The sequence below is a fragment of the Desulfovulcanus sp. genome (genome assembly GCF_982781345.1).
In genome coordinates this window covers 24,651-50,039 of the sequence record NZ_CEYAEZ010000001.1, presented here as the reverse complement: position 1 = coordinate 50,039, position 25,389 = coordinate 24,651, and the positions used below count along the sequence as shown (strand labels likewise).

Annotated in this window: 25 protein-coding genes; 14 read left to right on the top strand and 11 right to left on the bottom strand. The window is 42.9% G+C overall.

Annotation, left to right across the window (positions count from 1 at the left end):
- The first annotated feature begins 9 nt into the window (after nt 1-9).
- Nucleotides 10-765, top strand: a complete 756-nt coding sequence (locus AC3WVG_RS00250; RefSeq protein WP_488796180.1) for a pseudouridine synthase — start codon at nt 10-12, stop codon at nt 763-765.
- Between the two features lie 22 nt (nt 766-787).
- On the opposite strand, the gene AC3WVG_RS00245 is transcribed toward AC3WVG_RS00250, so the two are convergent.
- Nucleotides 788-958: a hypothetical protein gene (locus AC3WVG_RS00245; RefSeq protein ID WP_488796179.1), complete on the bottom strand. Its 171-nt coding sequence runs from the start codon at nt 956-958 to the stop codon at nt 788-790.
- 112 nt (nt 959-1,070) lie between these two features.
- Nucleotides 1,071-1,703, bottom strand: a complete 633-nt coding sequence (gene lolA / locus AC3WVG_RS00240) for an outer membrane lipoprotein periplasmic chaperone LolA (RefSeq protein WP_488796178.1) — start codon at nt 1,701-1,703, stop codon at nt 1,071-1,073.
- A gap of 656 nt (nt 1,704-2,359) precedes the next feature.
- Here lolA and AC3WVG_RS00235 point away from each other — a divergent pair.
- The 10 genes from AC3WVG_RS00235 (at nt 2,360) to AC3WVG_RS00190 (ending at nt 11,422) form a co-directional block, all read left to right on the top strand.
- Entirely contained in the window at nt 2,360-3,466 is a 1,107-nt protein-coding gene (locus AC3WVG_RS00235; RefSeq protein ID WP_488796177.1) for a DUF362 domain-containing protein, read from the top strand.
- Nucleotides 3,467-3,671: 205 nt separating this feature from the next.
- Complete coding sequence (locus tag AC3WVG_RS00230; protein WP_289510083.1) at nt 3,672-3,797, top strand: hypothetical protein; 126 nt, start codon at nt 3,672-3,674, stop codon at nt 3,795-3,797.
- Between the two features lie 63 nt (nt 3,798-3,860).
- Nucleotides 3,861-4,172, top strand: a complete 312-nt coding sequence (locus AC3WVG_RS00225; protein ID WP_488796176.1) for an FmdB family zinc ribbon protein — start codon at nt 3,861-3,863, stop codon at nt 4,170-4,172.
- 65 nt (nt 4,173-4,237) lie between these two features.
- Entirely contained in the window at nt 4,238-5,533 is a 1,296-nt protein-coding gene (gene purB / locus AC3WVG_RS00220) for an adenylosuccinate lyase (protein WP_488796175.1), read from the top strand.
- Between the two features lie 120 nt (nt 5,534-5,653).
- The gene (pyrE, locus tag AC3WVG_RS00215; RefSeq protein ID WP_488796174.1) at nt 5,654-6,220 is read left to right on the top strand and encodes an orotate phosphoribosyltransferase; all 567 of its coding nucleotides are present in this window, start codon (nt 5,654-5,656) and stop codon (nt 6,218-6,220) included.
- Nucleotides 6,204-6,812 carry a hypothetical protein gene (locus AC3WVG_RS00210; RefSeq protein WP_488796173.1) on the top strand — a complete coding sequence of 203 codons (609 nt, stop codon included), beginning with the start codon at nt 6,204-6,206 and terminating at the stop codon, nt 6,810-6,812. Before pyrE ends, AC3WVG_RS00210 begins: the two co-directional genes overlap by 17 nt.
- A gap of 43 nt (nt 6,813-6,855) precedes the next feature.
- The gene (locus AC3WVG_RS00205) at nt 6,856-8,160 is read left to right on the top strand and encodes a L,D-transpeptidase family protein (RefSeq protein ID WP_488796172.1); all 1,305 of its coding nucleotides are present in this window, start codon (nt 6,856-6,858) and stop codon (nt 8,158-8,160) included.
- Nucleotides 8,148-8,843: a hypothetical protein gene (locus AC3WVG_RS00200; RefSeq protein WP_488796171.1), complete on the top strand. Its 696-nt coding sequence runs from the start codon at nt 8,148-8,150 to the stop codon at nt 8,841-8,843. Before AC3WVG_RS00205 ends, AC3WVG_RS00200 begins: the two co-directional genes overlap by 13 nt.
- Nucleotides 8,809-10,542, top strand: coding sequence for a M99 family carboxypeptidase catalytic domain-containing protein (locus AC3WVG_RS00195; RefSeq protein ID WP_488796170.1), 1,734 nt, complete (start codon nt 8,809-8,811; stop codon nt 10,540-10,542). Before AC3WVG_RS00200 ends, AC3WVG_RS00195 begins: the two co-directional genes overlap by 35 nt.
- 37 nt (nt 10,543-10,579) lie before the next feature.
- Entirely contained in the window at nt 10,580-11,422 is an 843-nt protein-coding gene (locus AC3WVG_RS00190; protein WP_488796169.1) for a sugar phosphate isomerase/epimerase family protein, read from the top strand.
- Here AC3WVG_RS00190 and AC3WVG_RS00185 read toward each other — a convergent pair.
- Both AC3WVG_RS00185 and AC3WVG_RS00180 read right to left on the bottom strand, forming a co-directional pair.
- Entirely contained in the window at nt 11,402-12,340 is a 939-nt protein-coding gene (locus AC3WVG_RS00185) for an RluA family pseudouridine synthase (protein ID WP_488796168.1), read from the bottom strand. The two genes, AC3WVG_RS00190 and AC3WVG_RS00185, sit on opposite strands and share 21 nt — an antisense overlap.
- A gap of 155 nt (nt 12,341-12,495) precedes the next feature.
- Complete coding sequence (locus AC3WVG_RS00180; RefSeq protein WP_488796167.1) at nt 12,496-14,124, bottom strand: FG-GAP-like repeat-containing protein; 1,629 nt, start codon at nt 14,122-14,124, stop codon at nt 12,496-12,498.
- A 572-nt stretch (nt 14,125-14,696) separates the two neighbouring features.
- Here AC3WVG_RS00180 and AC3WVG_RS00175 point away from each other — a divergent pair.
- The 3 genes from AC3WVG_RS00175 (at nt 14,697) to AC3WVG_RS00165 (ending at nt 18,177) form a co-directional block, all read left to right on the top strand.
- Entirely contained in the window at nt 14,697-15,947 is a 1,251-nt protein-coding gene (locus tag AC3WVG_RS00175) for an NOL1/NOP2/SUN domain family protein (protein WP_488796166.1), read from the top strand.
- Between the two features lie 116 nt (nt 15,948-16,063).
- Nucleotides 16,064-16,831: a class I fructose-bisphosphate aldolase gene (locus tag AC3WVG_RS00170; protein WP_488796165.1), complete on the top strand. Its 768-nt coding sequence runs from the start codon at nt 16,064-16,066 to the stop codon at nt 16,829-16,831.
- 29 nt (nt 16,832-16,860) lie between these two features.
- Nucleotides 16,861-18,177 carry a molybdopterin molybdotransferase MoeA gene (locus tag AC3WVG_RS00165; RefSeq protein ID WP_488796164.1) on the top strand — a complete coding sequence of 439 codons (1,317 nt, stop codon included), beginning with the start codon at nt 16,861-16,863 and terminating at the stop codon, nt 18,175-18,177.
- A gap of 369 nt (nt 18,178-18,546) precedes the next feature.
- Here the strand turns inward: AC3WVG_RS00165 and AC3WVG_RS00160 are convergent, their stop codons facing one another.
- The 7 genes from AC3WVG_RS00160 to rpmE all read right to left on the bottom strand — a co-directional run bounded on the left by AC3WVG_RS00160 (nt 18,547) and on the right by rpmE (nt 25,381).
- Nucleotides 18,547-19,284, bottom strand: coding sequence for a class I SAM-dependent methyltransferase (locus tag AC3WVG_RS00160; RefSeq protein ID WP_488796163.1), 738 nt, complete (start codon nt 19,282-19,284; stop codon nt 18,547-18,549).
- Nucleotide 19,285: 1 nt separating this feature from the next.
- A complete protein-coding gene (ilvD, locus tag AC3WVG_RS00155) occupies nt 19,286-20,953 on the bottom strand; it encodes a dihydroxy-acid dehydratase (RefSeq protein WP_488796162.1) in 1,668 nt (555 codons plus the stop codon).
- Between the two features lie 231 nt (nt 20,954-21,184).
- Nucleotides 21,185-22,105, bottom strand: coding sequence for a UDP-3-O-acyl-N-acetylglucosamine deacetylase (gene lpxC / locus AC3WVG_RS00150; RefSeq protein WP_488796161.1), 921 nt, complete (start codon nt 22,103-22,105; stop codon nt 21,185-21,187).
- Nucleotides 22,106-22,323: 218 nt separating this feature from the next.
- Complete coding sequence (gene prmC / locus AC3WVG_RS00145; RefSeq protein WP_488796160.1) at nt 22,324-23,163, bottom strand: peptide chain release factor N(5)-glutamine methyltransferase; 840 nt, start codon at nt 23,161-23,163, stop codon at nt 22,324-22,326.
- A 3-nt stretch (nt 23,164-23,166) separates the two neighbouring features.
- Nucleotides 23,167-24,237 carry a peptide chain release factor 1 gene (gene prfA / locus AC3WVG_RS00140; protein ID WP_488796159.1) on the bottom strand — a complete coding sequence of 357 codons (1,071 nt, stop codon included), beginning with the start codon at nt 24,235-24,237 and terminating at the stop codon, nt 23,167-23,169.
- Nucleotides 24,222-25,148: a DUF1385 domain-containing protein gene (locus AC3WVG_RS00135; protein ID WP_488796158.1), complete on the bottom strand. Its 927-nt coding sequence runs from the start codon at nt 25,146-25,148 to the stop codon at nt 24,222-24,224. Before AC3WVG_RS00135 ends, prfA begins: the two co-directional genes overlap by 16 nt.
- An 8-nt stretch (nt 25,149-25,156) precedes the next feature.
- The gene (gene rpmE / locus AC3WVG_RS00130; protein WP_252380265.1) at nt 25,157-25,381 is read right to left on the bottom strand and encodes a 50S ribosomal protein L31; all 225 of its coding nucleotides are present in this window, start codon (nt 25,379-25,381) and stop codon (nt 25,157-25,159) included.
- Nucleotides 25,382-25,389 lie beyond the last annotated feature (8 nt).

Genomic DNA, 25,389 nt, shown 5'->3' with positions numbered 1-25,389 from the left:
AATTTTTAGATGAGTTCCCTTATACGTCTGAATAAATTTCTAGCCCGGGCAGGAGTTTGCTCGCGAAGAAAAGCTGACGAACTCATTGCCCGGGGCCAAGTGCAGATCAACGGTCAGGTTACTACAGAACTGGGGCAAAAAATTGATCCGGACAGGGATAAAGTGACAGTTGCTGGCAAAATCATCTCCCCTGACCAAGTACTAAATAAAAAATTTACCTATGTCCTGGTGAACAAACCTATTCAGGTAGTCACAACTTTAAAAGACCCCCAAGGCCGAAAAACCATTGTTTCTCTTCTACCTCGAAGCCTGCAAAAGCAAAGGCTCTTCCCTGTTGGCCGTCTGGACTATTATTCCCAGGGGCTCATTATTTTAACTGACGATGGTGAACTAACTTTACGCATGACTCATCCCAGATGGGAACATCCCAAAACTTATCAGGTCCTGGTCCGGGGCAAAATCACAGCGCGCAAACTGGATACTATGTCCAGGGGTATGGTTTTGAGGGAAGGAGAAAAATTGGCCCCGGTTAAAGTAAGAGTCATCTGGCAAAAACCTGACCTTGCTCTTCTGCGAATGACCCTTATTCAGGGCGTAAACAGACAGATCAGACGCATGTGCCGTGACCTTGACCTGACCGTATTAAAACTTGAGCGCACCCACCAAGGACCTGTCAGCCTGGGCTCACTAAAACCAGGCCAGTGGCGATACTTACACCCCAAAGAAATCAAGGCGTTGCGTAAAAGTGTGGGGCTTCTTTCTTGAGACGCACAACCATGCGTCTTTGCTAATCAAAATTACGAACAATAACCTGTTCCCTACGCAAAGGACACCAGCTAGGTGCATCCCCGGTTTCAATGATCCTGTATTTTGGGGTAGCCACACTACACTTAGGCTTTTCCCCTGGGACAATTGTGCAAAACGGACATTCATTGCAATTTTTGACCACAATAATCATCGCTGACCTCTTTTATTAGTTAAGCAGTTTATTGGTTCAATGATTTACTATGCATACGCAGCCATTCAACCTTTCAACCACTTAACAGAAACAACCCCCTCTATAACCCAAATCACTCCTGAGTATTATCCTGTATTTGCACTCCCTTAGGTGGATTAAACCTAAACAAGCTATCCTCTAACAAAGGATTTAGCTCTAGGTTTTTAAGTCTTACTTCATTGCCATTGCCAAAAAAATCTACCAGCAAAACCTTCTTTAAAAGAAAACTCTCTCGGTCCACCCAAATATAGGCTAAAACCAGATCTGGTTCCGGATTCTTAGGTATGAGCTTGAGCTTGAACAAACCCTGGTCCAGTCCCTGGTTTTCTACTATAAAATCCTCTTTGAGATTGGCCTGCCCAGAAATAAACCGGATCATGGTTTTAGAAGATAAAACTGTTTGCACAGGGTATTTATAAGCGATCTCTTCTTCGACAAAATAGTTCCAAACTATATCCTGCCCTACAATCAACAACTCTGCTTCTGGGCTAGTGGTTTCCCAGCGAATTAACCTGGGTTTTTTAAAATAAATTTTACCGTAACGCTGCTCCTGTTCTTTGGTGGCGGCATTGGTCAAAATTTGCTCGAATTCAGCTTGAAATGCTTTCAGACTTTCGTACTGTCCTTGTACCTTACCGACAATATCCTGAGCCCAGACAGCGGAAGAGAAAAAAACAAAAAAAATAACCACCACTCGTAAAAACATATCTACTCCTTTAACCGTGAAACATGAAGATCAAGACGTGAAGAAAGGACTCGGGGCTTTACACCCACACCAATATCTATTTACCGTACAAACAGACTTTCTTCAATACCCATTAAATCAGCAAGCAGACCTTAAAAAGATAGCCGCATTTAGAACAGATTCCGGATGAACCGGGTAATAGACTTGTGCCCTTCTCATTTTTTGGGCAAAGTCAGGCTGAGAGAAATCAATGAGTCTGTGGCCCAACCCTATTTTAGCCGCTGATTGAAAGGCTTGTTTTCTGAAATGCATTACAAACGGCTTGGGTACCCCATCTTAGGGAAGCTTGCGGAAAAACAGAGCATCGGGATGAATAGGCTAAATATTTTGCTATACTGCTCAATAACTATCGATAATAAAAAGGATACTCATTTACCCAAAATATCCCATTATGCTCTGTCCGCAAGCAAGCTTAGATGGGTCCAAGTCTTTGTACCAGCATGAAAGAAACCAAGACTGAAATAAACTATGGAAATTGAGTTGATATAAAATAAAGGTTCGGCCACAGGCTCTACAATTATAACCACCCATCAGGGATGAGTACTTCGTGCCTGTTTAATACTCTGAGACTGGGAACATAAGTACATAAAATTTTCAAGACAATTTAAGGGGGCAAAATGGCGAGTAAAGTTTTTTTCTGGAACTTAAGAACATCACGAAAACTGCCCTATGAATTGAAATTAAAAAAATTACTCAAGTCCTTAGGGATTGGACAAATACTAGAACCCGGTCAATTGGTGGCCCTGAAAATACATTTTGGGGAAAAGGGAACAACCGGGTTTATCTCTCCACTCTGGATCAGGCCGATCATTGAGTTCTTAAAAAAAGTCGGGGTTAAGCCTTTTTTGACTGATACCAATACCCTGTATGTAGGCGAAAGAGGGGAGTCGGTTTCTCATTTGCTTCAGGCAGCCAGACATGGATTTGATCCAAATCTTTTGGGCGCTCCAATTATCATTGCCGATGGATTAAAAAGCAACAACGAGCGCTGTATAGAATTTAAGGGCAAACATTTTAACCGTTTTTACCTGGCCGGAGACATTGTGGATGCAGATTATCTAATCTTTTTAAGCCATTTTAAAGGTCACGAACTGGCAGGTTTTGGTGGGGCTTTGAAAAATGTTGCTATGGGGTGCGCCACAAGACAGGGTAAAATGCAGCAACATTGTGGGTTTGGGCCCAAGATCATTGCTAAACTTTGTCAAGGGTGCGCGGCCTGTGTCGAGGTCTGTAAGCCAAAAGCTCTCCAATTGGTTGAAGGGAAAGTAACCCTTGACCCTGAAAACTGTGTAGGCTGTGCTGCCTGTCTTCTGGCCTGTAAGACTAAAGCGCTCACAGTTAACTGGAAAGTGGATATTAAAATTTTTCTCGAAAGAATGATGGAATATGCAGCAGCGGTTTTGCTCTCGCGCAAGAAGCCGAGTCTGCATATTAACTTTGTGCTTCGAGTCAGCCCGGATTGTGACTGTGTTGGTTTTACAGATGCCCCTATCTGCCCCGATCTTGGGATACTAGGATCTTATGACCCTGTGGCCCTGGACCAGGCATGTTTGGACCTGGTCAACGCGGCCCCTCCTTTACATCCAAGTTGCCTGCCTGAAGATATAAAATCTGGAGAGGATAAATTCAGGGCTATTCATTCGCATGTCCAGGGTGATTATGCCCTGGAATATGCACAAAAATTGGGTTTAGGAAGTCGAGACTATGTGTTGGTGAAAGTGTAATATCTGTCAAACTCTTTGTTCCCATTGGGAAAACCCTCGGGCCGGAAAGCTGATTCAAGTATTAAATCAGCCAAGTTGCGGACGAAGAATGTCCTAAGTTCTTCCGCTCACCAGATTCTGCTCTTCTTTATTCTGGACAAGGTGGAACTTTTTTGTTTAAAAAACTATCTTTTACAATAAAACGATGAGTAAGGAGGTTGGTATAATGGCCAGGCATAAAAAGATCGAGCGACGCAAAGAACTGGACAGACGCCGTCGTCGCCGGGAGAAGAGATTAAAACAGAGGATCAAAGAAGCTAAAGAAGCAGCCAAAAAAGCAAAGTCAAAGTAGTTGACTTAGTAAAAGCTGGTCTTAATATTTCTTGCTCAGAATCTTTAGTTGTGGAGGTGTGCGATGCCAATATATGAGTATCGGTGCAATGAATGTCAGCAGGTGTTCGAAGAGTGGCAAAAGGACTTTGAGGAGAGAGATGTACCCTGCCCTATTTGTGGCGGGAGTGCTACCCGTCTTATCTCTCATTCTGCCTTTATTTTAAAGGGTAGTGGCTGGTATGTGACGGATTATTGCAATCGAAAATCTTCATCTAATAACGGCAAGAAAGAAAAGACCACAGATCAGAAAGGGCAGACAGCAAAAACAGCGTCAGCGACTGCATCCAATACTCCCGCTAATTCCTCTGCAACCCAAAACAGCAGTGGCTCTTAATGTTTAAAGGCAGCCTGGGCTGCCTTTTTTTTTAGGAGGAATTTAAACTATTAAAGTAAGAAGCTATGATTGAACGCTATACAAGAAAAGAAATGGGCGAAATCTGGACCCTTGAAAATAAATTCAGGGTCTGGCTGGAAGTAGAACTGGCCGTATGCGAGGCTTGGTACCAATTAGGTCAGATTCCGGAAAAAGAAATACAGGAAATCAGGAACAGGGCTGATTTTGATGTGCAAAGAATTCTTGAATTAGAAGAAAAGACTAAGCACGACGTTATAGCCTTTTTAACTGCTGTAGAAGAAAAGGTCGGTCCTGCTTCAAGATTTATACACCTGGGGTGCACTTCTTCAGACATTGTAGATACTGCCAACGGAGTTCTTTTATATCGCGCAGGCCTTTTAATTTCCAAGGCCCTGGACCAACTTTTAGACACGCTGCATGGTATGGCCCATAAATTTAAAGGACGTCTGGTCATGGGCCGCACCCACGGCATTCATGCCGAGCCAACCAGTTTCGGCCTGAAAGTAGCCAATTTCTACGCCGAATTTAAGAGACACAAAGAAAGATGGGAGCAAGCCCTGGAGGGCATAAGATATGGGAAGATTTCCGGCGCAGTAGGTACTTATGCACATCTGGATCCCAGAGTAGAAGAGATAGCCTGTAAAATTCTGGGATTAAAAGTGGACCCTATTTCCACCCAAATAATCCAGCGAGATCGTTATGCCCATTATTTTACGGCCCTGGCTCTTATGGCCGGAGGAATAGAGCGTATCTGTGTGGAACTAAGGCATCTGCAACGCACGGAAGTCCTGGAAGTGGAAGAAGGTTTTTCTGCCGGCCAAAAAGGTTCCTCAGCCATGCCACATAAGAAAAATCCCATATCAGCAGAGAATTTAACCGGACTTTCCAGACTGGTACGGACCAATGCCATGGCAGCTATGGAAAACATGGCTCTCTGGCATGAGCGAGATATCAGTCACTCGTCGGTAGAACGGGTGATCATGCCTGACTCGACTATCTTGATCCATTACATGCTGCATAGACTGAACAACCTGCTATCAGGACTAAGAATCATACCTGAAAATATGGACAAAAACCTAAATCTGTCCATGGGGCTATTTTTCTCCCAACGTATCCTTCTAGCCCTAGTGGACAAAGGCCTCAAACGTCAGAAGGCCTATGAAATGGTTCAGAAAGTGGCTATGCACTGCTGGGAAAGCAAGGTCTTTTTCCCTGATGCCGTGCGCGAAGATAAAGACATCTGCTCCTATCTCGACAAACCAGAGCTTGATGATCTCTTTGATCCCGCTTATTACTTAAAGCATGAAGAATTGATTTTTTCCCGTGTATTTGAAAGTTAGGGGTAAGAATTAAGCGGTAAGAGATAAATCAAAGAAAATAATCTAACCAATCAGTAATCCCATTTAATTAATAAACTACTTAACCAAAATAAACCTGTTAACCACTCAACTCAACAAAACATGAAAGAACTAAAAAAAAGATTAGCAAAACTTCTGTATGCTAAATCCTATAAAGAGGGTGAATTTATTTTAACCTCGGGCAAAAAAAGTGATTATTATTTTGATTGCAAACAAACTGCCCTGGATCCTGAAGGCGCCTACCTTATTGGCCGTATTTTTCTGGATATGATTATAAACAGTTCCAGACCCATCCAGGGAGTTGGGGGGATGACTTTGGGCGCTGACCCATTGGTATGCTCCGTGACTGTGCTTTCTCACTTGCATAATTATCCTTTGCCTGGCTTTATAGTCCGTAAAAAAGCAAAGGGTCATGGAACCAATCAGTATCTGGAAGGTCTCAATAATTTTGTCCAGGGCCAAAAGGTTTGCCTGCTCGAAGATGTGGTCACCACAGGCGGAACCCTTTTGACAGCGTGCAAGCGGGTTCAAGAGGCAGGTCTGGATGTGCAAGCCATTTTCTGTGTTCTGGATCGAGAGGAAGGCGGCAGAGAAAACCTGGCCCAGGCCGGCTATGAGTTAACCTCAATCTTTACGCGACAAGAATTAATCCATGTTGCCAAAAATTAAACCAATATACCTTCTGGCTTTAGCCTGGATGCTCTTTTTAGCCGGATGCAAACTGGAACCAGCCAGTAAACTGTTATGGCCGGATTTAAGTGATCCTTATTTCCAACTGACTAAAAAGTGGACCAAAAGAGGTGTTATTTACTCAGGAATTGATACAGAAATAGAGGTTTACGCTACTTTAAAATCCCTCGAATGGAGAAAAGCCTATGTGCATAAATGGGCTAAAGTCTATTCTTTAAGCCAGAATGAAGAAAGAAAATTACTGGCAGATGAACTTAAGGCGGCCCAAAAAGAGACAGAAATTTTTCTGGCCATGTATAGCAACAAACCGGAACAGGCTGAACTTAAATTTAATAGCCCATTATGGTCAGTGTTCCTGGAGATAGAGAGTAAGAAAATTTATCCTCTTGAAATCAGGCCTCTGGACTGGCCTTATGCAAAACTTAAAACCTTTTTCCCCTTTGTTCACAAGTGGCAGAAGAGCTATATGCTACGCTTTAAAAAAATTGAACTCCCGCAAACGGGACCCTCTGGTAGTCCTATCCGCCTGACTCTTAGCGGACCTGTGGGAAAAGTAAGCCTTGAGTGGTAGAGTTTACAAATCTGCTAATTTACCTATCTGCTACAAACTTATTATGAACTACGTACTGCGTGCTACGTGCTTTTTTTTCAGTTTAAACTTTCTCTCGGTCGTCTTTCTTCTCCCTTCAGTATCAAGTGCCTGGGAAGCCAACTTCTCAGCAGACCCCTCTGCTCCTGAACTATTTTTAGCTATTGATAAAGATCGACAAAAACTCTTTATCCTATCCAACAAAAGCCCTTTGCAAAAGTTAAAAGAATTCTCTTGTTCCACTGGACAGGTTCGGGGAGATAAGCAGAAACAAGGCGATCGCAAAACTCCGGAAGGTATTTATTTTTTAGAGAAACGCTTAACTCGAGGGCTTAATTATGATTTATATGGTAAACTAGCTTTTACCTTGAATTATCCCAATCCGGTGGATCGTATTAAAGGGAAAACAGGTTACGGTATCTGGATCCATGGGCGGGGACATAAAATCACTGAGTTTGAAACCAAAGGTTGTGTAGCCCTGAATATGTCTGACATCACTGCCCTTGAACACGGAATAATTCTACAAAAAACTCCGGTGGCCATAGCCAGAAAAGCGTCTTGGCGGGATGACGAAACCAATCCCGGACTTGAGTCAGAAATCGTTCGCTTGACCCGTGAGTGGGCCAAGTCTTGGGCAAAAAAATCTGATGAATTTTTCTCCTTTTACCATGGGGAAAAGTTTACGTTAAGCGGTCAAAACTTCAAAAGATTTACGAGGAGAAAAAAAAGACTTTTTCAAAAGTATTCCTGGATTGATGTTTATGTTCACCAGCCCAAGGCTTTGGCCGGACCGGGATACGTGGTTAGTTTTTTTGGACAAGTATACCGGACGTCATCTTTTTTATCCACAGGGATAAAGAGACTTTACTGGCAAAAATCTGAAAATAATGAATGGAAGATTGTGGGCAGCGAATGGCGACCAGGCGCTGCCGCTATGGAAAAGGAACTAAAAGGCAAGTACCTGGAAGCAAGAAAAGAAGAACTGCTCCAGTGGATTGAAAAATGGCGTAAAGCATGGGAAAAGGCAGATCTTGAAACCTATGCCCGATTTTATACGATTGATGCGGTACAAGGATCGATAAAAGGAATAAAAGCTATCCTTGCAAATAAAAAGAAAGTCTGGCGCAAAGTAGGCCGTCCCCAAAAAATAGAGTGCAAAGATTTTGATATTCGATTGGATAAAGAAGGCTTCCTAATCTCTTTTGTCCAGAAATATACGAGTGAGCAAGGTTATAAGGATACTGGGATAAAACAACTAAAGGTTACACCCTTACCGTCCGGCTGGCATATCATCTCTGAGTCCTGGAGAAAATTGTCATGGCCAAGGTAAAATATAATGTAATTTTTATGCGCGATGATGCTCCAGTGAAGCGCTGGCGCATAAGTTCATGGTGCATAAAGTTATTTATATTTATCCAGATTGTTCTAGTTGTAATCAGTATACTTGGCACATATATGGCTGTTAAATTTTTTCAAGAAAAAGAGAAGTTGCACTTATCTTTAATGCAAACATCAAAATTGCTTAACGATACAAAGTTCAAATTAAAACGTCTGGAAAATGTGCAAAAGATTTTGGACAGTTATAATAGTGAACAATTGCAGACTCTTCTAGTAAATCAAAAGTTCAATACACCAAGTATGCCCCCTATTGATCTTAATGAAATTTTCCAATCAGTAGACCTGCACCTAGTTGGGATAGAAAACATCCAAGCCAGGTATTTTAAAAATAAAATGCAAGTTCAATTTGAAGTGAATAATCTCACTTCTAGTCGGACTGTCAAAGGTCGGGTCGATTTATGTCTTATTGGCCGGGATGGCCTGGAAGTAGATATAAATATTAATGATAAAAACCTACACTTTGAAATAAACCGCTTTAAGCGCATAAAAGCAACATTTATCTTGCCCAAATCCTTGCCCAGATCAGAAATTTTTGCACTGCGTCTCAAAATCACTGACAAAACAGGAAAATTAATCTTCTGTGAGACTTATCCCCTTGCTCATATCCTTGTTTAGTCTTGTCCTGGTCTGCAGTACCTACCCAGGACTTGCCGCAACTCGAGCCACATTTCTGGCTCGAACATACTACCCTTTGGAAATTTACTTTCTGCAAGGAGAGGAACCCGGTCCTACCATTATGGTACAGGGAGGCATCCAAGGAGATGAGCTTTCCGGGATAATTGCTGCCCAGATTTTAACCAAATCTTTGGTCAAAAAAGGCAATCTGATTGTTGTTCCACGTGCTAATCTGCCGTCCATTTTTGCATTTAAGCGGCGGATCAATGTCGATTTGAACAGGCGTTTTGATCAAGATTACAACCAATATTATGAAGATTACTTGGCTCGAGCCATCAGATATGTGGTCAGCAAAAGTGATGGTCTGATTCACCTACATGAAGGCAGCGGTTTTTATTCCCCTACATTCGTTAATCAGCTACGCAACCCCAAACACTTTGGCCAGTCTATAATAATTGATACCCATATTTTTGAGGACAGGATTTATCTGGCTAATTTGGTCCAAGGCGTTCTGGGTAGGGTTAATGGGGATTTAACTCCTGCCAAATACTCTTTTCAACTTTTTAATATGAATACCTTTGCTGCTGGCACCCTTTATCCGGAGCAGAGAAAATCCTTGACATATTATACGCTGCGGGAGTTAAAACTCCCTGCCCTGGCTGTGGAAGTAAGCAAAAATATTCGCGACTTATCCTGGAAGGTAAACTGCCATTGTCGGATTGTTAAAGAACTACTCAGCCAAATGGGAGTAGAGCTTGAACTTCCTGCGGGGATCACCAAGCTGGTTAAAGAATGGTTTAACGATAGCATAAACATCAGAATAAATGGTCAGGACGTTGCGAAGTCTTCGCAAATAACATTAACTCCTTATAAAGAACTCAAGATCCAGCTAGACCAAAATGCTGACAAATCCGAACATAGATGGGCTGTGGTCATACCGGATATCCCATATCTAAATCTAGTAAACACAGAATTTGTTTGCCTTAAACCTTTCCCGTACCTGGACATCGTGCTGGATGGCAAAAAAATAAAAAGAATTAATATCAACTGGAAAGGAACCTGGTTCCAAAAAGATCTTAAGCTTCCTGTTTTGGTTTACTCTCAGGATAGAGAAATTAAGCTGGCCAGACCAGGTACACAAATTTCAGCCTATGAAGGTCAGACAATTCTTTTACATGGTCTTTGGCTGGAACACGGCCAAGAAGTGCTCAATGTAAAAGGATTTGTGACCAACAAAATTACAAACGATGGTCAGGACAAAGGAGTTCCTATAGTCTTGGCTAAAAACGGATTTATGTCCAAGTATATTGAAGATAATGGTAAGGATTGGTCTTTTATGATCCAGAGAGAAACCGAACGAAAGGTTAGATATAAATGGAAGGTAAAAGTTCAGAATGCAAAATTTTCCGGGTTGAAACTGGTCAAACTTGTCCGACCTACAAAGCAGATAGGTACAAGTACAAAAGACACCAAACAATACTTTTTATTTCCAGGAGACAAAGAATACTCTCTGGAGAGAGGAAGGTATACACTAAAATCTTTTGGCACGGATGAACATTTTATGTGTTTTGTAGGCGACCATCCCCTGCCCATATACCCTGATGAAGAGCTAAATTTGCATAGTGGCAGATATACTTTACATATATTTGAAAGTAGAAGTTTTGCCAACCTGGGACAGATAAACCTTAACATCCAATAATCTTTAACATAATAAAACCTTAACAGGTGTGTCCTATATGAGCAGTTTTTTTGTCAATCTTCCGTTAAGATATATTGCCAGAGAAAATGCTTATCTGGATTTATTCATTGAAAACAGGATAAATCCTGAGTTAGGTCTGGAAGCCTGGAGCATGGACAAATTGGACCTTGCCTGGCATGAAAATGTAGCTGAAAAAATCCAACGTGCTGGTTTGAAAACCGCCATTCACCTCCCATTTTTGGACTTGATGCCAGGCAGCATCGACCAATATATCCTGCAGGCAACAAGAAAAAGGCTAGACAAAGCCCTGGAGATAGCCAAAATTTATGAACCTTGCCATCTGATTGGCCATCTGGCCTATGATTCTGGCCTTGACGATGATTTTTACTCTTTTTGGCTAGAAAATTCTGTACAAACCTGGCAACAACTAGTGGAAAAAACTAAAAATACCTGTCCCATTTTTCTGGAAAATGTACGTGAACAAGATCCAACTATTATTACCGACCTTTTGAGCGGGTTGAACGGACAAGTTGGTTTTTGTTTTGATCTTGGCCATTGGTTTTCATTTGGTCGTGGAAGAGAAAATAATAATCTGGGTCATTGGCTCCAGACGCTGGCCCCTTATATCCGTCATCTGCATTTGCATGACAATCATGGCCACTTAGATGAACATCTGGGCATGGGGCAGGGGAAAATTCCTTTTGTGGAGTTTTTTGCTGGCTTAGAATCTTTGGAATTGAAGCCAGGATTTACCTTAGAGCCACATTCTGCCGAAGATCTGGCTCACAGTTTAAATTTTATGCACGGCAACCGGTTCTGGTTTTCTCTACTGGGAGTGAAAAAAAATTCCGTTCGTGACTTAGCCTTTAAACTCAAATAAGTCGGGGTTTGAAACCCACTTTGCCGACACTTTAAATTCCTGTGGCCACTTAGGCAAAGAAGTAAAATTATAACCGGGCCAAGATAGCTGCCAGGCATGTAAAAGCAGTGGATATGGCTCATGATGACCATAACGAAAGTCCCCAACAATGGGATGGTTCCTCGTGGCCAATTGGACCCGCAACTGGTGAGTACGTCCCGTTTCCAGCCTCAGAGCAAGTAGACTATAGCCTGAAATTACGCGTAACAAAAAAGCCCTGCTCCTGGCCTGCTTTCCTTTTGAAGAAATCACCACTTTTTTGCCTGTGTAACTGGCAGGTTCTTTATTTCCCTGCTTCTCAACTTCCTTTCGTACTAATAACCTATTTTCCAATTTGACCCACTTTCTGTAAGGCCAAACCCCTCTTACCCAAGCCAGATAAAACTTATTCACCTTACTTGACCAAATTTTTTGCATAGCCCGTAAAAAAGAAAAAGACTTGGCCACAAGAAGCAATCCCGATGTATCCTTGTCCAGACGATGGACAGGAGTCGGAGGGAAGTGAAATTCTGCAAACTGGGATCTTAAACGGTGGACGACTGAATCTTTGTGCCCACTGCCAGGATGGACAGGCAGACCGGATGGTTTATTAATGACTAGAAACTGGTCATCTTCATAGACAATATCCAGTTTCTGATGTGATAAAATTTTATTTTCTGATTCTAAACCAGAGTCATGAGGTGGTATGCGCACCTTTTGACCTGCTCTCAAACGCCCAAAAGGTTTGGCTCTTTTACCATCTATTCGGACTTGGCCGGTCCTTATCCAGCGCATTAGAGCTGAATAAGGGATTTTTTTCCTAGTTTTGCGCTGCAAAAAAGAAATAAGTTTTTGCCCGGCCTCTTCGGGCTTAATGAGCAGGTATTGCACTTCAGGCACTTTTCTTCACTCAGGCTGTACAAACGCATCTGCTAAAAATCAAAATTTACATTCTAGAGACACTAGAGAAACGGGGAAGCGAGGAAACGGAGAAGCGGGGAATTTATTGTTTTTTTCCAATTCTGCCCGTCTACGATTCCTCGTTCCTCGTCTCGCTACTTACCACCGGAAGGAGTGGTTAAATCCAATGTATAGGAGACAATAATTGTTTTTCTCTTCTTAAAACCAGTCATACCAGGATGGGTATTCACACAAACAACTAATTCTTTGTGTCCGTCCGCGTTTAGATCATAAACCCCATAGTCCACAATGGATCCTTTGATGCGCCTGGTTTTCCAAAAAATATTGAGGCCGATCCCATCCCAGTACAGACAGTGGATTTCACCTTGGGGGAAAAAGCGGTAGCGGCTAAAAAACTGAGAAGAGACAGATATAGGTCGGCTGACCAAAAGTTCATAGCGATTATCTTTATCCAGGTTGATAGGCAGAAGCCTTGCGGGAATGTAATAAAAATCGGGGTCAGTGTCTTTGCTCTTACCCAGGCCGGGCATGGTTTCGTCCTGAACCAGCCCCAGAGAGGAAGCCGCATACACTTCATCGGTTGAAGCCTGCAGGGCCTTGGTTGACGAATAAACCCGCAGATGGTCCCCATCGTCAGCAACAATAATTTTATAGTCAGCACCTTGCGGGAGGTAAGTAAAATTAAAGACATTTGTTTTTTCCGGTACAGGGATGTGTCGCCCTAATTGATACTCTCCTCCCATTTTTACTACTTCATAAACACTGTCAGGCATAAAAAGACGTCCTCTGCCTAGTCTCTGTCCGATCAAGGTTGGCATATATTCAGGTGGAGTACGGACAACATTGAGGAAATAAGGTATCTTCTCTGCTTTTACAGAGAATTTTTTGTCTCCAAAGTTGAGGATAAAGGAACGCACAAATTCATCCTGAATGGCCGAAACTATGATTTCCTGGTAGCCATCGCGGTTTAGATCCATGAGGTTGATGTTTAAACATTGATAACTGACAGGAGTCTTATACTCGGCAAGAGGGAGAAGACGGTTGTTGACCAGAGCATAGGCGTAAACCGTGCGGTCATCCAGGACAAAAATTTCATTCTTGCCGTCATTGTCAGCATCGCCCACGACCATGCCAATAGCAGAAAATTGCAAGGCTTGGCTACGCCAGCGACCAGGTGTATTGGGTGAGCCTCCATACCGGAATTGAGGATTTAGATAAAATTCCTGGCTAGGGGCATCCTCATTAAAAATAAGTTCCGGGTTCATGCGGTTGATAATATTGTTTTTGGCAACACTTTCCTGTTTTTTTTCAGACCGTTTAAAAATTTGCCCGTTTATTTCCCGGGCAATCTTTTCTAGGGAAGGAATAAGCTCATCCAAGGTAGTTTGCACATTATAAGGATTAAGGTTTCCTTGCCGGTCTATGACCTGGACATCCAGGCTGCATTGTTTGCCCATGATGGTAATGGAGCCAAAAATCAGATAGTCTGAACCAATCTTTTGCAAAGCATCCCTAGCCTGTTCTTTGGACTGTGGGGAAACAAGTCCAGCTCTTTTAATCCTTGACTGGTCAACAGGAATAAAGTGCTCAGGCCAGGTAAGTCTTGTAGTTAGCATAGACTGAGTTCCCATGGACAAATACTGGTATTCCTGAGGACCAAAAATCTTAAACGGCAATACTGCAAAGCTTTTTTGCTCCCCGGCAAAAGCGCAAAAAGTCATGACCAATAGAGCCAGAAGAGTTAAAACAACGCGTTTAAGCATAAGGACTTTCCTCCTTTTTGAGTCTCGAGTAAGCTTAAGTATTTAGAGTGCCTAATGGTTAGAGTTCGTAAAATGCTTATAGCCTCGTTGCCGATGGATCTATTTCTTATTTTTTGACATACTTAAGGTTCAAGACTAGAGTCTTTTATGTCAGTTCGTCAAAGGCTATCTAGCAGTTTCTTTTTTGCTAGGCAAATACAATTCACTTTAGTGCCTGTGGCCGAACTCCATTTTAACTGCTGATTGAAAGTCTTGGTTTCTGAAATGCATTACAAACGGCTTGGGTAACCCATCTTGACGAAGCTTGCGTAAAAAACAGAGCATCGGGATGAATGGGCTAAATATTTTGGATGTTGACCATAACTATCGATAATAAAAAGAATATTTGTTTCACCAAAGTATCCCATTATGCTCTGTCCGCAAGCAAGTGCTAGATGGGTCCAAGTCTTTGTACCAGCATGAAAGAAACCAAGACTGAAATAAACTATGGAAATCAAGTTGATAAAAGGTTCGGCCACAGGCTCTTTAAACACTTCTTCTAAATTTAAGACACCTTATAAGTTCACCTCACAATGGATAGACGCTATTTTCGTTTAGTATGCTCAAAACAGGATGTGCCCCTGGTAGAAGAGCTCCTCTTAGCAGAAGGTTTTGAATTTGAACCCGTGGAATTCTTCCCTCTGGCTCGTAAATTGGTCAGGGCCCCGTTTAGTCTGGGGAACTCGATAGCTGCTTTTTTTGGACTTATTTATATCCAGGATAAATCCTCGATGCTCCCTCCTCTGTGCTTGAATCCCCCAAAACAAAGTGTGGTTTTGGATTTGTGCGCCAGCCCGGGAAGTAAAACCGGCATGTTGGCCCAACTAGTTGGAGAAGAAGGTTTGGTAATAGCTAATGAACCCAATGGGTCAAGGCTGGCCACCTTACGCCAGAATCTATTGCAGACGAATCTCTTGAATGTAGTCACCACCAGGTATCAGGGCCAGGAATTCCCTTTAAATATTTGCGCCTTTGACTATATTCTTTTGGATGTACCTTGCAGTGGCTGGGGCACCGTGGAAAAACACCCTAGTGTAATCAAAATCTGGACAGAAGACAAAATAGGCCCACTTATAAATTTGCAAAAAAAACTTTTAGCTCAGGCGGCCAGCCTCCTGTTACCAGGAGGAAAGTTAGTATATTCCACTTGCACAACCAACGTTTTAGAAAATGAGGCCCAGATTGAATGGGCAGTAAAAAATTTGGACCTTGAAATCGTACTGCTTCCAAAAGTTAAAGGGTTTGGCTATGAGGAGGAACAAAATGGATTTGCCGCACAAGATACTTTACGCATAGACGGACAGAAATCTGACAGCCAGAGTTTTTTTATCGCCTGCTTGCAAAAAAAAGGGGAAAAACAAAATATAGACAGTATTCCCAAGAAGGTTGCCTGGCAAAGGGCCAGTGAGAAAGAATTTTCAACCTACACTTGGCTGGACAGACCTAAGTTCGGCTCTTTTTATAACTTCGAGCAAAAGGTCTTTTTTTTGCCAGACAAGGCAGTTAGCCTGCTAGGCGACAAAATAAAATGGCAGGGGACTTATGTCGGTAAAAACAAAAAGGATAAAATAATTATACATCCCCGCCTGCGCAGGCTAGCCCCTAGTTATGAAAAAAATAGGGGGTTGAATATAAGTGAGATAAAAACCATAAAAGACCTAATTTCCGGACAGAGTTTGATTTGTCCAGGACAAAATAGAATGGCTTTGCCCTTTTATTGGAAAAAAATGCCCCTGGGATGGCTTAAACTAAAAAAAGAACGTTGTTTCTGGTCGGAGAGATGATTAGCAGACTATAATGTTCGATAGGTGTGGTAATGAAAACGAATGGATGAACAATTTTTCAAACTTCCGTTCTTCTCAACTTAACGAGTTCTCATCTTCTTTATTTGGAGGCATTAATGGAAGGATGTAAAAGGAGAGTAAGGCGACTTTTTTCTGACCAGTCAGGTAAAACTATTCTTTTACCTTTAGATCACGGGGTAACAGAGGGCCTGATCCCAGGACTGGAGGACATGAAAACCCTACTCAAAGAGCTGACTCCCGAACTTGTGCAGGGAGTAATTTTACATAAAGGTTTTGCAAGAGAGTTTGGGCATTTTGTAGATACGCGGCAAAATTTGATTGTTCATCTCTCAGCCGGGACCAAACATGGTCTGCCACCATACAACAAAAGTTTAGTCTGTTCTATCCAGGAAGCATTGCGTATCGGAGCAGATGCCGTGTCTGTACATATCAATATTGGCAATGACCTGGAAGACAGGATGCTTTCCGATCTGGGAATGGTAGTAGATGAGGCCCATCAACTGGGCATTCCGGTCCTGGCCACGGTCTTTGCTCGGGGCGGACAGATAGTTAATGAACTCGACCCAGCATTGGTAGCCCATTGTATTCGGCTTGGCGCAGAGTTAGGTGCGGATTTGGTTAAGGTCCCATTTCCTGGCGCCAAAGACAATTTTACCAAAGCGATTGCGGCCTGTCCCGTGCCAGTGCTTATTGCCGGAGGTCCGCGCCAGCCCAAAATTGAGGCCTTTGTAGACATGATCAAACAAGCAATGGACATCGGGGTCAAAGGTGTAAGTATTGGCCGAAACATTTTCCAGCACCCAGAACCTATTAAGGCATTGGAGATAATCGCCGATGTAGTCTCGCGCTACGGGCGGGATTGAGTTCACTATTGAATTTGTTGGGATAGCTGATGGTAGAGCTATACTTCGACCACCAGCTATTATTTATCACCCATATACCATTAATTAAAATTGGATTGGAAGATTTGCCCATGCAAGACTTTTTTCAAGTAATTTCAGTTAAAGAGTTCATAAGTAAGCTAAAGGATTTTTCTCCTGTCGGCACAGTAGAGCTTCCTCTAACTCAAGCCTTTGGCCGGGTTTTGGCCCAAGATATTGTGGCCAGTGAAGATCTACCTCTGGTTCACCGTTCCTGTATGGATGGCTATGCCCTAATGGCTAAAGACAGCTTTGGGGCTAGCGAGTCAAATCCCGCTTATCTTGAAGTAGTTGGCGAAGTGCATATTGAAAAGATTCCCGACTTTACATTGGGACCGGGGCAATGTGCGCGTATTGTCACGGGAGGAACATTGCCCGACGGGGCCGATAGCGTGGTTATGATTGAGCATACCCAAGACTTGGGCGCCGGGACCATAGAAATACGCAAGCCTGTTGCCCCGCATGAAAATGTTATGCTTAAAGGCGAAGACTTTCATGTCCATGACCTGGCCTTAAGCAGCGGAACATCTATCGATTTCAAGCAGGTTGGTATCCTGGCCGCACTAGGCGTAGCCAATGTCCAGGTATATCAAAGGGTCAAGGTGGGAATAATTTCCACAGGAGATGAGCTTGTGCCTGTCCACAAGGTGCCAGAACCAGGTCAGGTCCGTGATGTGAATAGTTATACTCTTGCCCAGCTAGTGGATAACGCTGGCGGCAAATTTAAACTTTATGGAATTGTCCAGGATGAGTTGGAGGATATTACAGCAGCATTAGAAACCGCCATACAGGAAAATGACGTGGTTCTTATCTCAGGTGGAAGTTCCATTGGTACCAGGGATCTAACGGTTCAGGCCCTGGAGAGTATTCAGGGCGTCGAAATTTTAGCCCATGGAGTAGCTATAAGTCCTGGGAAGCCAACAATTCTAGCCCGCAAAGGAAACAAAGCCATCTGGGGGTTGCCCGGCCAAGTGGCTTCAGCGCAAGTAGTTATGCTGGTCCTGACTTTACCATTTATGAGATATCTAGCTGGGCAAAAAAATGCCTTTGCCGTAGAAGATAGGGTTTATGTTCAGGCTGAGCTTGCAAGGAATATCGCCTCAAAATATGGCCGGGAAGATTATGTTCGAGTGAAGCTGGATGACACAGGAGGAAAATTAAAGGCCATTCCTATTTTAGGAAAATCCGGGCTCTTGAAAACCATTGTCCAAGCTGATGGTTTGTTAAAAATACCCGATAACTTAGAAGGGTTGGAAAAGGGTACAGAAGTTCAAGTGTGGAAGATATAAAAGTCTGTGGACAAACCCTATTTTGACTACCAGATTAGAAATCCTGGTTTCTTGAAAGCATTGCAAAGGGCTGGGTAAGCCATCTTGGAGAAGCTTGCGGATAAGCAGAGCATCGGGGTGACAAAGCTAACTATCTGGGACTATTTGCCATAACTATCGACAATAAAAAGAATATTCGTTTATCCTAAATACCCCATTATGCTCTGCCCGCAAGCAAGCTATAGATGGGTCCAGGCGTTTGCACCAGCTTGAAAGAAATCAGGATTGAAAAAAATATGAAAATTTGTCCTCTGAGTAAGGTTTGGTCACAGACTTATAAGAGGTAAAAAGGCTAAAAGGTCAAAAGAAAAATTAGCCTTTTAGCCTTATTTAATTAGCAGGTTCGGATCCGAAAATCATCAGCGGGGTCTGAATGGTAGCCGTTTTGATCAGGTCTAGACGCATACCAATAAATGAACCGACAAAAGGTGGCCATAAGATTTTATGTAAATATTTAAGCCCTGCGCAGTCACGCCAGAACAAGGGAGAACCGGGCAAAACCGAACGGGAACAAGTTTTCTGGGGGCCCAGGGTTTTATAAATAATTTTACGCATCTCCAGCCATGAATACCAGCGGGCCTGTCTGAGTAAGCTTTTCCGCGCTCCAGGATAGTTTAAACCGTGAGTCAAATAGTAGAGGGAGTACTTATTTAAAAACCCAATAACCATTCCTTTGCGGGCTACCCTGGCTGCTTCTTTAATCACGGTTTCAGGGTGCTCACAAAACTCCAGGACAGTGATGATGGCCACAAAGTCAAATTCATTGTCTTCAAAAGGAAGGTCTTCCGCCCGCCCCAGATGTAATTCTACCCTATGCCCCAGTCTTTTTCTTGCCCTGGCCAGCATTGCCTTGGAACTGTCAATTCCGGAGACATCAAAACCTGCTTCCCAGAAAAATTCCAAAAAAATACCCGTTCCGCAGCCAAGCTCCAATAACTTTTGTCTACGTCTGGGCCAGGTAGAAACCAGTCGTTGAATAAGCCTCTTTTCTTGCTCCAGGACAAATTGGCCTGATCTGGTCTCGGCCCAGGAATCATATTTTTTGGCAATCTCTTCTGACCAAGGCATGTTAGTCCTTGAACATGGCGCCAGAGGAGGCTGAACTGGCCAGCTTACTATAACGACGCAAAAAGCGTGAACTGATTGGCTTTTCTTTTTTTGTCATTTTTTTCAATCTGGACTCCAGTTCATCCTCACTGATCAGAATATCCAGAATTCTGTTAGGGATATCAATGCGGATTTTGTCCCCATCTTCAACCACGGCAATAGGACCACCTTCTGCTGCTTCTGGCGAGACATGGCCTATGGCAGCCCCCCTTGTTCCTCCGCTAAAACGACCATCGGTGATCAAAGCTACATCTTTATCCAATCCCATGCCGGCAATAGCCGATGTAGGGGTAAGCATTTCTCTCATTCCCGGCCCGCCTTTTGGGCCTTCATTGCGAATGATCACAATATCCCCTTTGCTAATCTCTCCGCCCAGGATAGCAGACACGGCATCTTCTTCAGCCTCAAAAACCCTGGCTGTGCCTGTACGCTCCATCATTTCTGTAGCCACTGCTGATTGCTTAACCACTGCACCCTGTGGAGCCAGACTGCCCTTTAAAATGGCAATGCCTCCTTCCGGACTGTAGGGATCATCAATCGGGCGGATGACATTATAGTCAAGTACTTTTGGTTTCAGCTGGTTAAGATTTTCACCTAACGTCTGACCAGTCACTGTTAACACATCCAGGTTGACTAAATCTTTTTTGGAGAGTTCTGAGATGACCGCTAAAATTCCTCCAGCTCGGTTAAGGTCTTCCAGGTGATCCTGACCAGCAGGTGATAAACGGCACAAATTTGGAGTTGTCTTACTCAACCTATCAAAGATATCCAGATCTACATTCAAGCCTGCTTCGGCAAATATGGCTGGCAAATGAAGGACTGTATTTGTTGAACAGCCCAGGGCCATGTCCACCCTTACAGCATTGGCTATGCTTTTTTTAGTTACAATCTTGCGGGGGGTAATATTTTTGTCCAAAAGTTTTATTATCTGCATGCCTGCCTGTTTGGCCAGATGGATACGGTTACTAGAAACTGCCGGAATGGTTCCATTTCCTGGCAAAGCCAAGCCAATGGCCTCAGCAAGACAGTTCATGGAATTTGCAGTAAACATGCCAGAACAGGAACCACAGCCTGGACATGCCTTTAATTCCAATTCTGCCAGGGTATCTTCGTCCATTTGGCCACTCTTGACCTTCCCCACGCCTTCAAAAACAGAAATCAGGTCAACTGGTTGACCTTGAAATTCTCCCGCAAGCATAGGCCCACCACTGACGAGAATAGCGGGAATGTCCAGCCTCAGCATAGCCATAAGCATTCCTGGCACCACCTTATCACAATTGGGGATCAGGACTAAGGCATCAAATGGATGGGCAGTAGCCATAATCTCTATGGAATCAGCAATTAGTTCCCGACTGGGTAAACTAAAACGCATGCCTTCATGGTTCATGGCCAGGCCGTCACAAACACCAATGGTCGGAAATTCAATGGGTGTACCACCGGCCATACGTACTCCAGCCTTAACCGCCCTGGCTATCTGGTCCAAATGTAAATGACCGGGAACGATCTCGTTTGCTGAATTAACAATACCGATCAGGGGGCGATTCATTTCCTCTCTGGTCAAGCCAAGGGCATGAAGTAAACTACGATGCGGGGCCTTTTCCAGTCCTTTGGTCATTTTATGACTTCGCATAATTACCTCTCAACAATAAAAGTTAGAAATTTACAGTTCGAGAACGGGATGCACTCTATGATATAAAGCCAATTGAGCCTTAAATCATTATCTCAAACAAAAATATACTTTTTTTCTTTTGAAGACAAATTTTTAACTGGCAAAAAAAAAGGCACCCGAAGGTGCCAACTGTGAGCTCTCAAAATTTTTAATTTCAAATCTCAGATTGTCTTTAATCTTTTATCTTCCAAACTAAGCAAGGGCTGGTTCTGGCTGAGGTATAAGAATTTGCTCGGACTGTTTGGACTGTTCTTGCGTTTTAAGCTCGATCAACTTGAGAAAGTCATCCTGGTGTTTGTGCACAAAACGAAGAAAAGCATTGTTGAAAGCATGTCCCGAACAATGCACTTCAAAATCTCCCCATAAAGGCAACCCCATAACAGCCATATCACCAATGAAATCCAGAACCTTGTGGCGAACCAGCTCATCCTCAAAACGTAAGCCCTCAGGGTTGATAACGCCATAGTCGTCCAGGACCACTGCATTGTCCAGAGAACCACCCAAAGCCAACCCCAACTGCTGTAATTTCTCAACATCTTTAAGAAAGCCAAAGGTCCTGGCTTTGGCTACCACTCTTATAAAATTTTCCGGGCTGTGTTTAAACTCGAACACCTGTCGCCCAATCATGGGGTGATCAAAAACTATGATGTATTTTACTTTAAAACCCTGGTATGGTTGGACTTTGATCCACTTATCGCCATCTTTAAAGTTGACCGCCCGAGTAAAAGCAAGAACTTTTTTGGGCTTACCTTGCTTTCTAATTCCGGCTGAGCGGAGCAAGAAGACAAAAGTTGTCGCGCTCCCATCCATGATAGGCAACTCTTCTCCGCTAACCTCAACATATAAATTATCTAAGCCAAGCCCATATACGGCCCCTAAGAGATGTTCCACTGTGGCGATAGGCACACCATTATGCCCTATGGTCGTGGCCAGGCCAGTAGAGATAACTTTGTCCGGTGACAAAGAAATAACCGTTTTCCCTTGCTCTCCCTTGTGCACAAAAATGATGCCTGTATCTTCGGGAGCTGGTCTCAAAGTCAGAGTGACCTTTTTCCCACTATGCAGCCCAATCCCTGAACAAGATATATCTCTTTTGATTGTCTTTTGTCTCATTATCAGCCTCCGTTTTTCTCACAAGCAACAATAGTGCCAGAGGCAACTCACTGATTTTATTAAACTTTCATCAAGCGGTAATCATTATTTTTGTTGTTTTTTTTTCTATTGTTGTTTTTAAACAACAATAGATGGGTCTATTGAGCAAAAGGTTAGTTTCTTTTCCTTTTGACCTTTTAAGCACTTTGCCACCTAACCTTCTTTGTTATCGCAAAAACTTAAACCCGGGCTACCAATACCCGGTCATGCCCAGCCAGATCCTTTACAATCTGAACATCAGACCATGATGAAAAAATCTTCCGGATTTCTTTACTCTGTCTATAGCCCATTTCAGCAATAAGAATACCCTTTGCTTTTAAACACTGCTTGGACTGCCTTTCAATGGCTGCATAAAATTCAATACCTGTGGGACCACCCAGCAGAGCTTGTTGCGGCTCGAACTTAGCTACTTCATGACTTAAATTGGAAAATTCTTGTTCAGAAATATAGGGAGGGTTGGTGACCATAAGATCTAGAGAACACGGCTTGAGAATTGTTCCAAGGTCTGCACAAATAAATGCTAGCCTATTTTGAACCTTATGTTGGGAGGCATTTAACATTGCGATTCTCAATGCCTGAGTACTGATATCAATAGCCAGTCCTAAGCTTAAAGGATATAGATAGGCTATGGTGATGGCCAGGCATCCGCTTCCGGTGCCCAGGTCTGCAAAAATTATTTTCTTCTCTTTGGGAAAAAAATCGCAGACCAGGTCAATAATAGTTTCTGTCTCTGGTCTTGGGATAAGTACGTGGGGATTTACTTTAAAATTAAGGCTATAAAATTCTTTTTGACCCAAGATATAAGCCACAGGCTCCCCTTGGGCCCGGCGATCTATTAACTCAAAAAAAAGTTTGTACTCGTCTGGATTTAAGAGGCGGTCAGGGCGGGTATAAAGGTCAGTGCGACTGCACCCTAAAACATGAGCCAGCAGGAGTTGGGCTGATAGCCTAGGGGAGTCAATGTTTTTGATACTTAAATAAGACTGAGCCTGGGCCAGAACTTCGGATATGGAGCGCACAAGTTAAACGGTCACACCTTCTTTGATGGCTTCAGCCTGAAAATGTTGAATTAGAGGGTCGATAATATCATCCAGTTTACCCTCTAAAATGGCATCAAGGTTATAAAGGGTCAGGTTGATACGGTGATCCGTAACCCTCCCCTGGGGAAAATTGTAAGTACGTATTCTTTCTGATCTATCACCGGTTCCTACCTGGGCCTTGCGACTGGCATCCAATTCCCTCTTTTGTTCCTCTTCCATTATTTTCAAAAGTCTTGAGCGGAGGACCTTCATGGCTTTGGCCTTATTTTTATGCTGGGATTTCTCATCCTGACATGAGACTACAATTCCTGTAGGAATATGTGTAATACGGACAGCTGAATCTGTTGTATTTACACTCTGCCCTCCTGGCCCAGAAGCTCTGAACACATCTATGCGCAGATCAGAAGGTTCAATTTTTACATCTACTTCCTCAGCCTCAGGCAGTATTGCCACGGTTACAGCTGAGGTATGAATACGACCCTGTGATTCAGTAACCGGAACACGCTGTACCCGATGTACGCCAGATTCATATTTCAACCGACTATAAACTTGCTGACCAGATATGGAAGCGATTATCTCCTTGAAACCACCTGTCCCGGTTTCATTGGCATCCATTATTTCTACTTTCCATCTTTTGGATTCAGCGTATCTACTGTACATGCGGAAAAGGTCCGCCACAAACAAGGCAGCTTCTTCGCCTCCCGTACCAGCCCTGATTTCCAATATAATATTTTTTTCATCCAGAGGGTCTTTGGGAATAAGTAAAATTTTTAAACGTTCTTCTAGCTCTCTCTTTTTTTCTTTAAGTCCATCGAGCTCGGCTGCTGCCAGGTCTCTGATCTCAGGATCGTTGTCTTTTAAAAGCTCTTTATTCTCCTCTATTTCAGACAGAACTTTTTTGTATTGACGAAATGTTGTGACTATTTCGGTTAACTCAGAATGAGCTTTTGAAATTTTTTTATACTTTTCATGATCATTAAAAATGTCTGGCGAGCTAAGCTGTTGCTCCAGTTCGATAAATTTTTGTTCGATACTTTCTAATTTTGCGAGCATAAGTCATCCTTACCTAAAGCAGCACGAAGAGCCGCTATGGCTACTTCTAATTGATCCTCGCTTGGCTCTTTTGTAGTCAGAAGTTGCAAAAATAGCCCGGGCAGACAAAATAGTTTACACCACATCTCATGATTTTTTTTACCGGCAATTTTGATAATTTCGTAGGCTATACCACTTATAGGTATCATGAGTAGAAATTTTACAAACAAAATTAATATGTGTTTAAAAACAGTGGAGCCCGGAGTATAAAAATTTAAAAATAAAGGTACAATAAATGTAAAGATTATAATGCTTATTGAGAGGACAAAAAGCAGAAAAGCTGTCCCGCATCTGGGGTGAAGGCGGCTAAAGTGTTTTATCTCAGCAGGTATTAATTTTGCTCCCTGTTCATAGGCATGAATCACTTTGTGCTCTGCCCCATGATATTGAAACACACGTTTAATATCGGGCAAAAAAGATATCAAAATGATGTACGCCAAAAAAAGAACAAATTTAAAAAGACCATCCCATAGGTGAAAGGAGAGGCTATTAACATCACCACCCAAATGCAAGGCCTTCATTCCAAGGGAGAGCAGATGAGGCAGAATAACAAAAATACCCAGAGCCAGGACAACTGACAAGCTGACGGTCAAAAAAAGTGCCCAGGGCTTTATCTCTCCGCCTTCTTCCTCATATACTTTTTGTGCTGAGAAGTTTAAGGCGTTTATTCCATTGACCAATGTCTCTAAAAGAACAAAAAATCCACGTACAAATGGTTTTTTTTGCCATTTAAAGCGACTGAAACCAAGCCACGGTCTACACTCAACACAAATCTTCCCACTTGGCTCACGCACAGCAATAGACAGCCTGTCTTGAGAGCGCATCATCACGCCCTCCATGACTGCCTGCCCGCCTATGGATAATTTGGACATAAAAAATATTATTCAGACTCTTTTTCTTGGGCAAACTTTGCGTATTTCTTTTTGAAACGATCAATACGCCCGGCAGAGTCGACAAATCTCTGTTGGCCAGTAAAAAAGGGATGGCAATTGGAGCAGATTTCAACATGTATTTCTTTACCAGCACTAGACTTGGACTCAAATTGGTAACCGCAAGAACATTTAACTAAAGTGTCATAGACTTTGGGATGAATATCTTTTTTCATACTTACCT

What these genes read in the sequence shown, in the direction of transcription:
- AC3WVG_RS00250 (WP_488796180.1), top strand. Translation starts at nt 10, where the DNA reads ATGAGTTCCCTTATACGTCTGAATAAATTTCTAGCCCGGGCAGGAGTT.
- AC3WVG_RS00245 (WP_488796179.1), bottom strand. Translation starts at nt 958, where the DNA reads ATGATTATTGTGGTCAAAAATTGCAATGAATGTCCGTTTTGCACAATT.
- lolA (WP_488796178.1), bottom strand. Translation starts at nt 1,703, where the DNA reads ATGTTTTTACGAGTGGTGGTTATTTTTTTTGTTTTTTTCTCTTCCGCT.
- AC3WVG_RS00235 (WP_488796177.1), top strand. Translation starts at nt 2,360, where the DNA reads ATGGCGAGTAAAGTTTTTTTCTGGAACTTAAGAACATCACGAAAACTG.
- AC3WVG_RS00230 (WP_289510083.1), top strand. Translation starts at nt 3,672, where the DNA reads ATGGCCAGGCATAAAAAGATCGAGCGACGCAAAGAACTGGACAGACGC.
- AC3WVG_RS00225 (WP_488796176.1), top strand. Translation starts at nt 3,861, where the DNA reads ATGCCAATATATGAGTATCGGTGCAATGAATGTCAGCAGGTGTTCGAA.
- purB (WP_488796175.1), top strand. Translation starts at nt 4,238, where the DNA reads ATGATTGAACGCTATACAAGAAAAGAAATGGGCGAAATCTGGACCCTT.
- pyrE (WP_488796174.1), top strand. Translation starts at nt 5,654, where the DNA reads ATGAAAGAACTAAAAAAAAGATTAGCAAAACTTCTGTATGCTAAATCC.
- AC3WVG_RS00210 (WP_488796173.1), top strand. Translation starts at nt 6,204, where the DNA reads ATGTTGCCAAAAATTAAACCAATATACCTTCTGGCTTTAGCCTGGATG.
- AC3WVG_RS00205 (WP_488796172.1), top strand. Translation starts at nt 6,856, where the DNA reads ATGAACTACGTACTGCGTGCTACGTGCTTTTTTTTCAGTTTAAACTTT.
- AC3WVG_RS00200 (WP_488796171.1), top strand. Translation starts at nt 8,148, where the DNA reads ATGGCCAAGGTAAAATATAATGTAATTTTTATGCGCGATGATGCTCCA.
- AC3WVG_RS00190 (WP_488796169.1), top strand. Translation starts at nt 10,580, where the DNA reads ATGAGCAGTTTTTTTGTCAATCTTCCGTTAAGATATATTGCCAGAGAA.
- AC3WVG_RS00180 (WP_488796167.1), bottom strand. Translation starts at nt 14,124, where the DNA reads ATGCTTAAACGCGTTGTTTTAACTCTTCTGGCTCTATTGGTCATGACT.
- AC3WVG_RS00175 (WP_488796166.1), top strand. Translation starts at nt 14,697, where the DNA reads ATGGATAGACGCTATTTTCGTTTAGTATGCTCAAAACAGGATGTGCCC.
- AC3WVG_RS00170 (WP_488796165.1), top strand. Translation starts at nt 16,064, where the DNA reads ATGGAAGGATGTAAAAGGAGAGTAAGGCGACTTTTTTCTGACCAGTCA.
- AC3WVG_RS00165 (WP_488796164.1), top strand. Translation starts at nt 16,861, where the DNA reads ATGGTAGAGCTATACTTCGACCACCAGCTATTATTTATCACCCATATA.
- AC3WVG_RS00160 (WP_488796163.1), bottom strand. Translation starts at nt 19,284, where the DNA reads ATGCCTTGGTCAGAAGAGATTGCCAAAAAATATGATTCCTGGGCCGAG.
- ilvD (WP_488796162.1), bottom strand. Translation starts at nt 20,953, where the DNA reads ATGCGAAGTCATAAAATGACCAAAGGACTGGAAAAGGCCCCGCATCGT.
- lpxC (WP_488796161.1), bottom strand. Translation starts at nt 22,105, where the DNA reads ATGAGACAAAAGACAATCAAAAGAGATATATCTTGTTCAGGGATTGGG.
- prfA (WP_488796159.1), bottom strand. Translation starts at nt 24,237, where the DNA reads ATGCTCGCAAAATTAGAAAGTATCGAACAAAAATTTATCGAACTGGAG.
- AC3WVG_RS00135 (WP_488796158.1), bottom strand. Translation starts at nt 25,148, where the DNA reads ATGTCCAAATTATCCATAGGCGGGCAGGCAGTCATGGAGGGCGTGATG.
- rpmE (WP_252380265.1), bottom strand. Translation starts at nt 25,381, where the DNA reads ATGAAAAAAGATATTCATCCCAAAGTCTATGACACTTTAGTTAAATGT.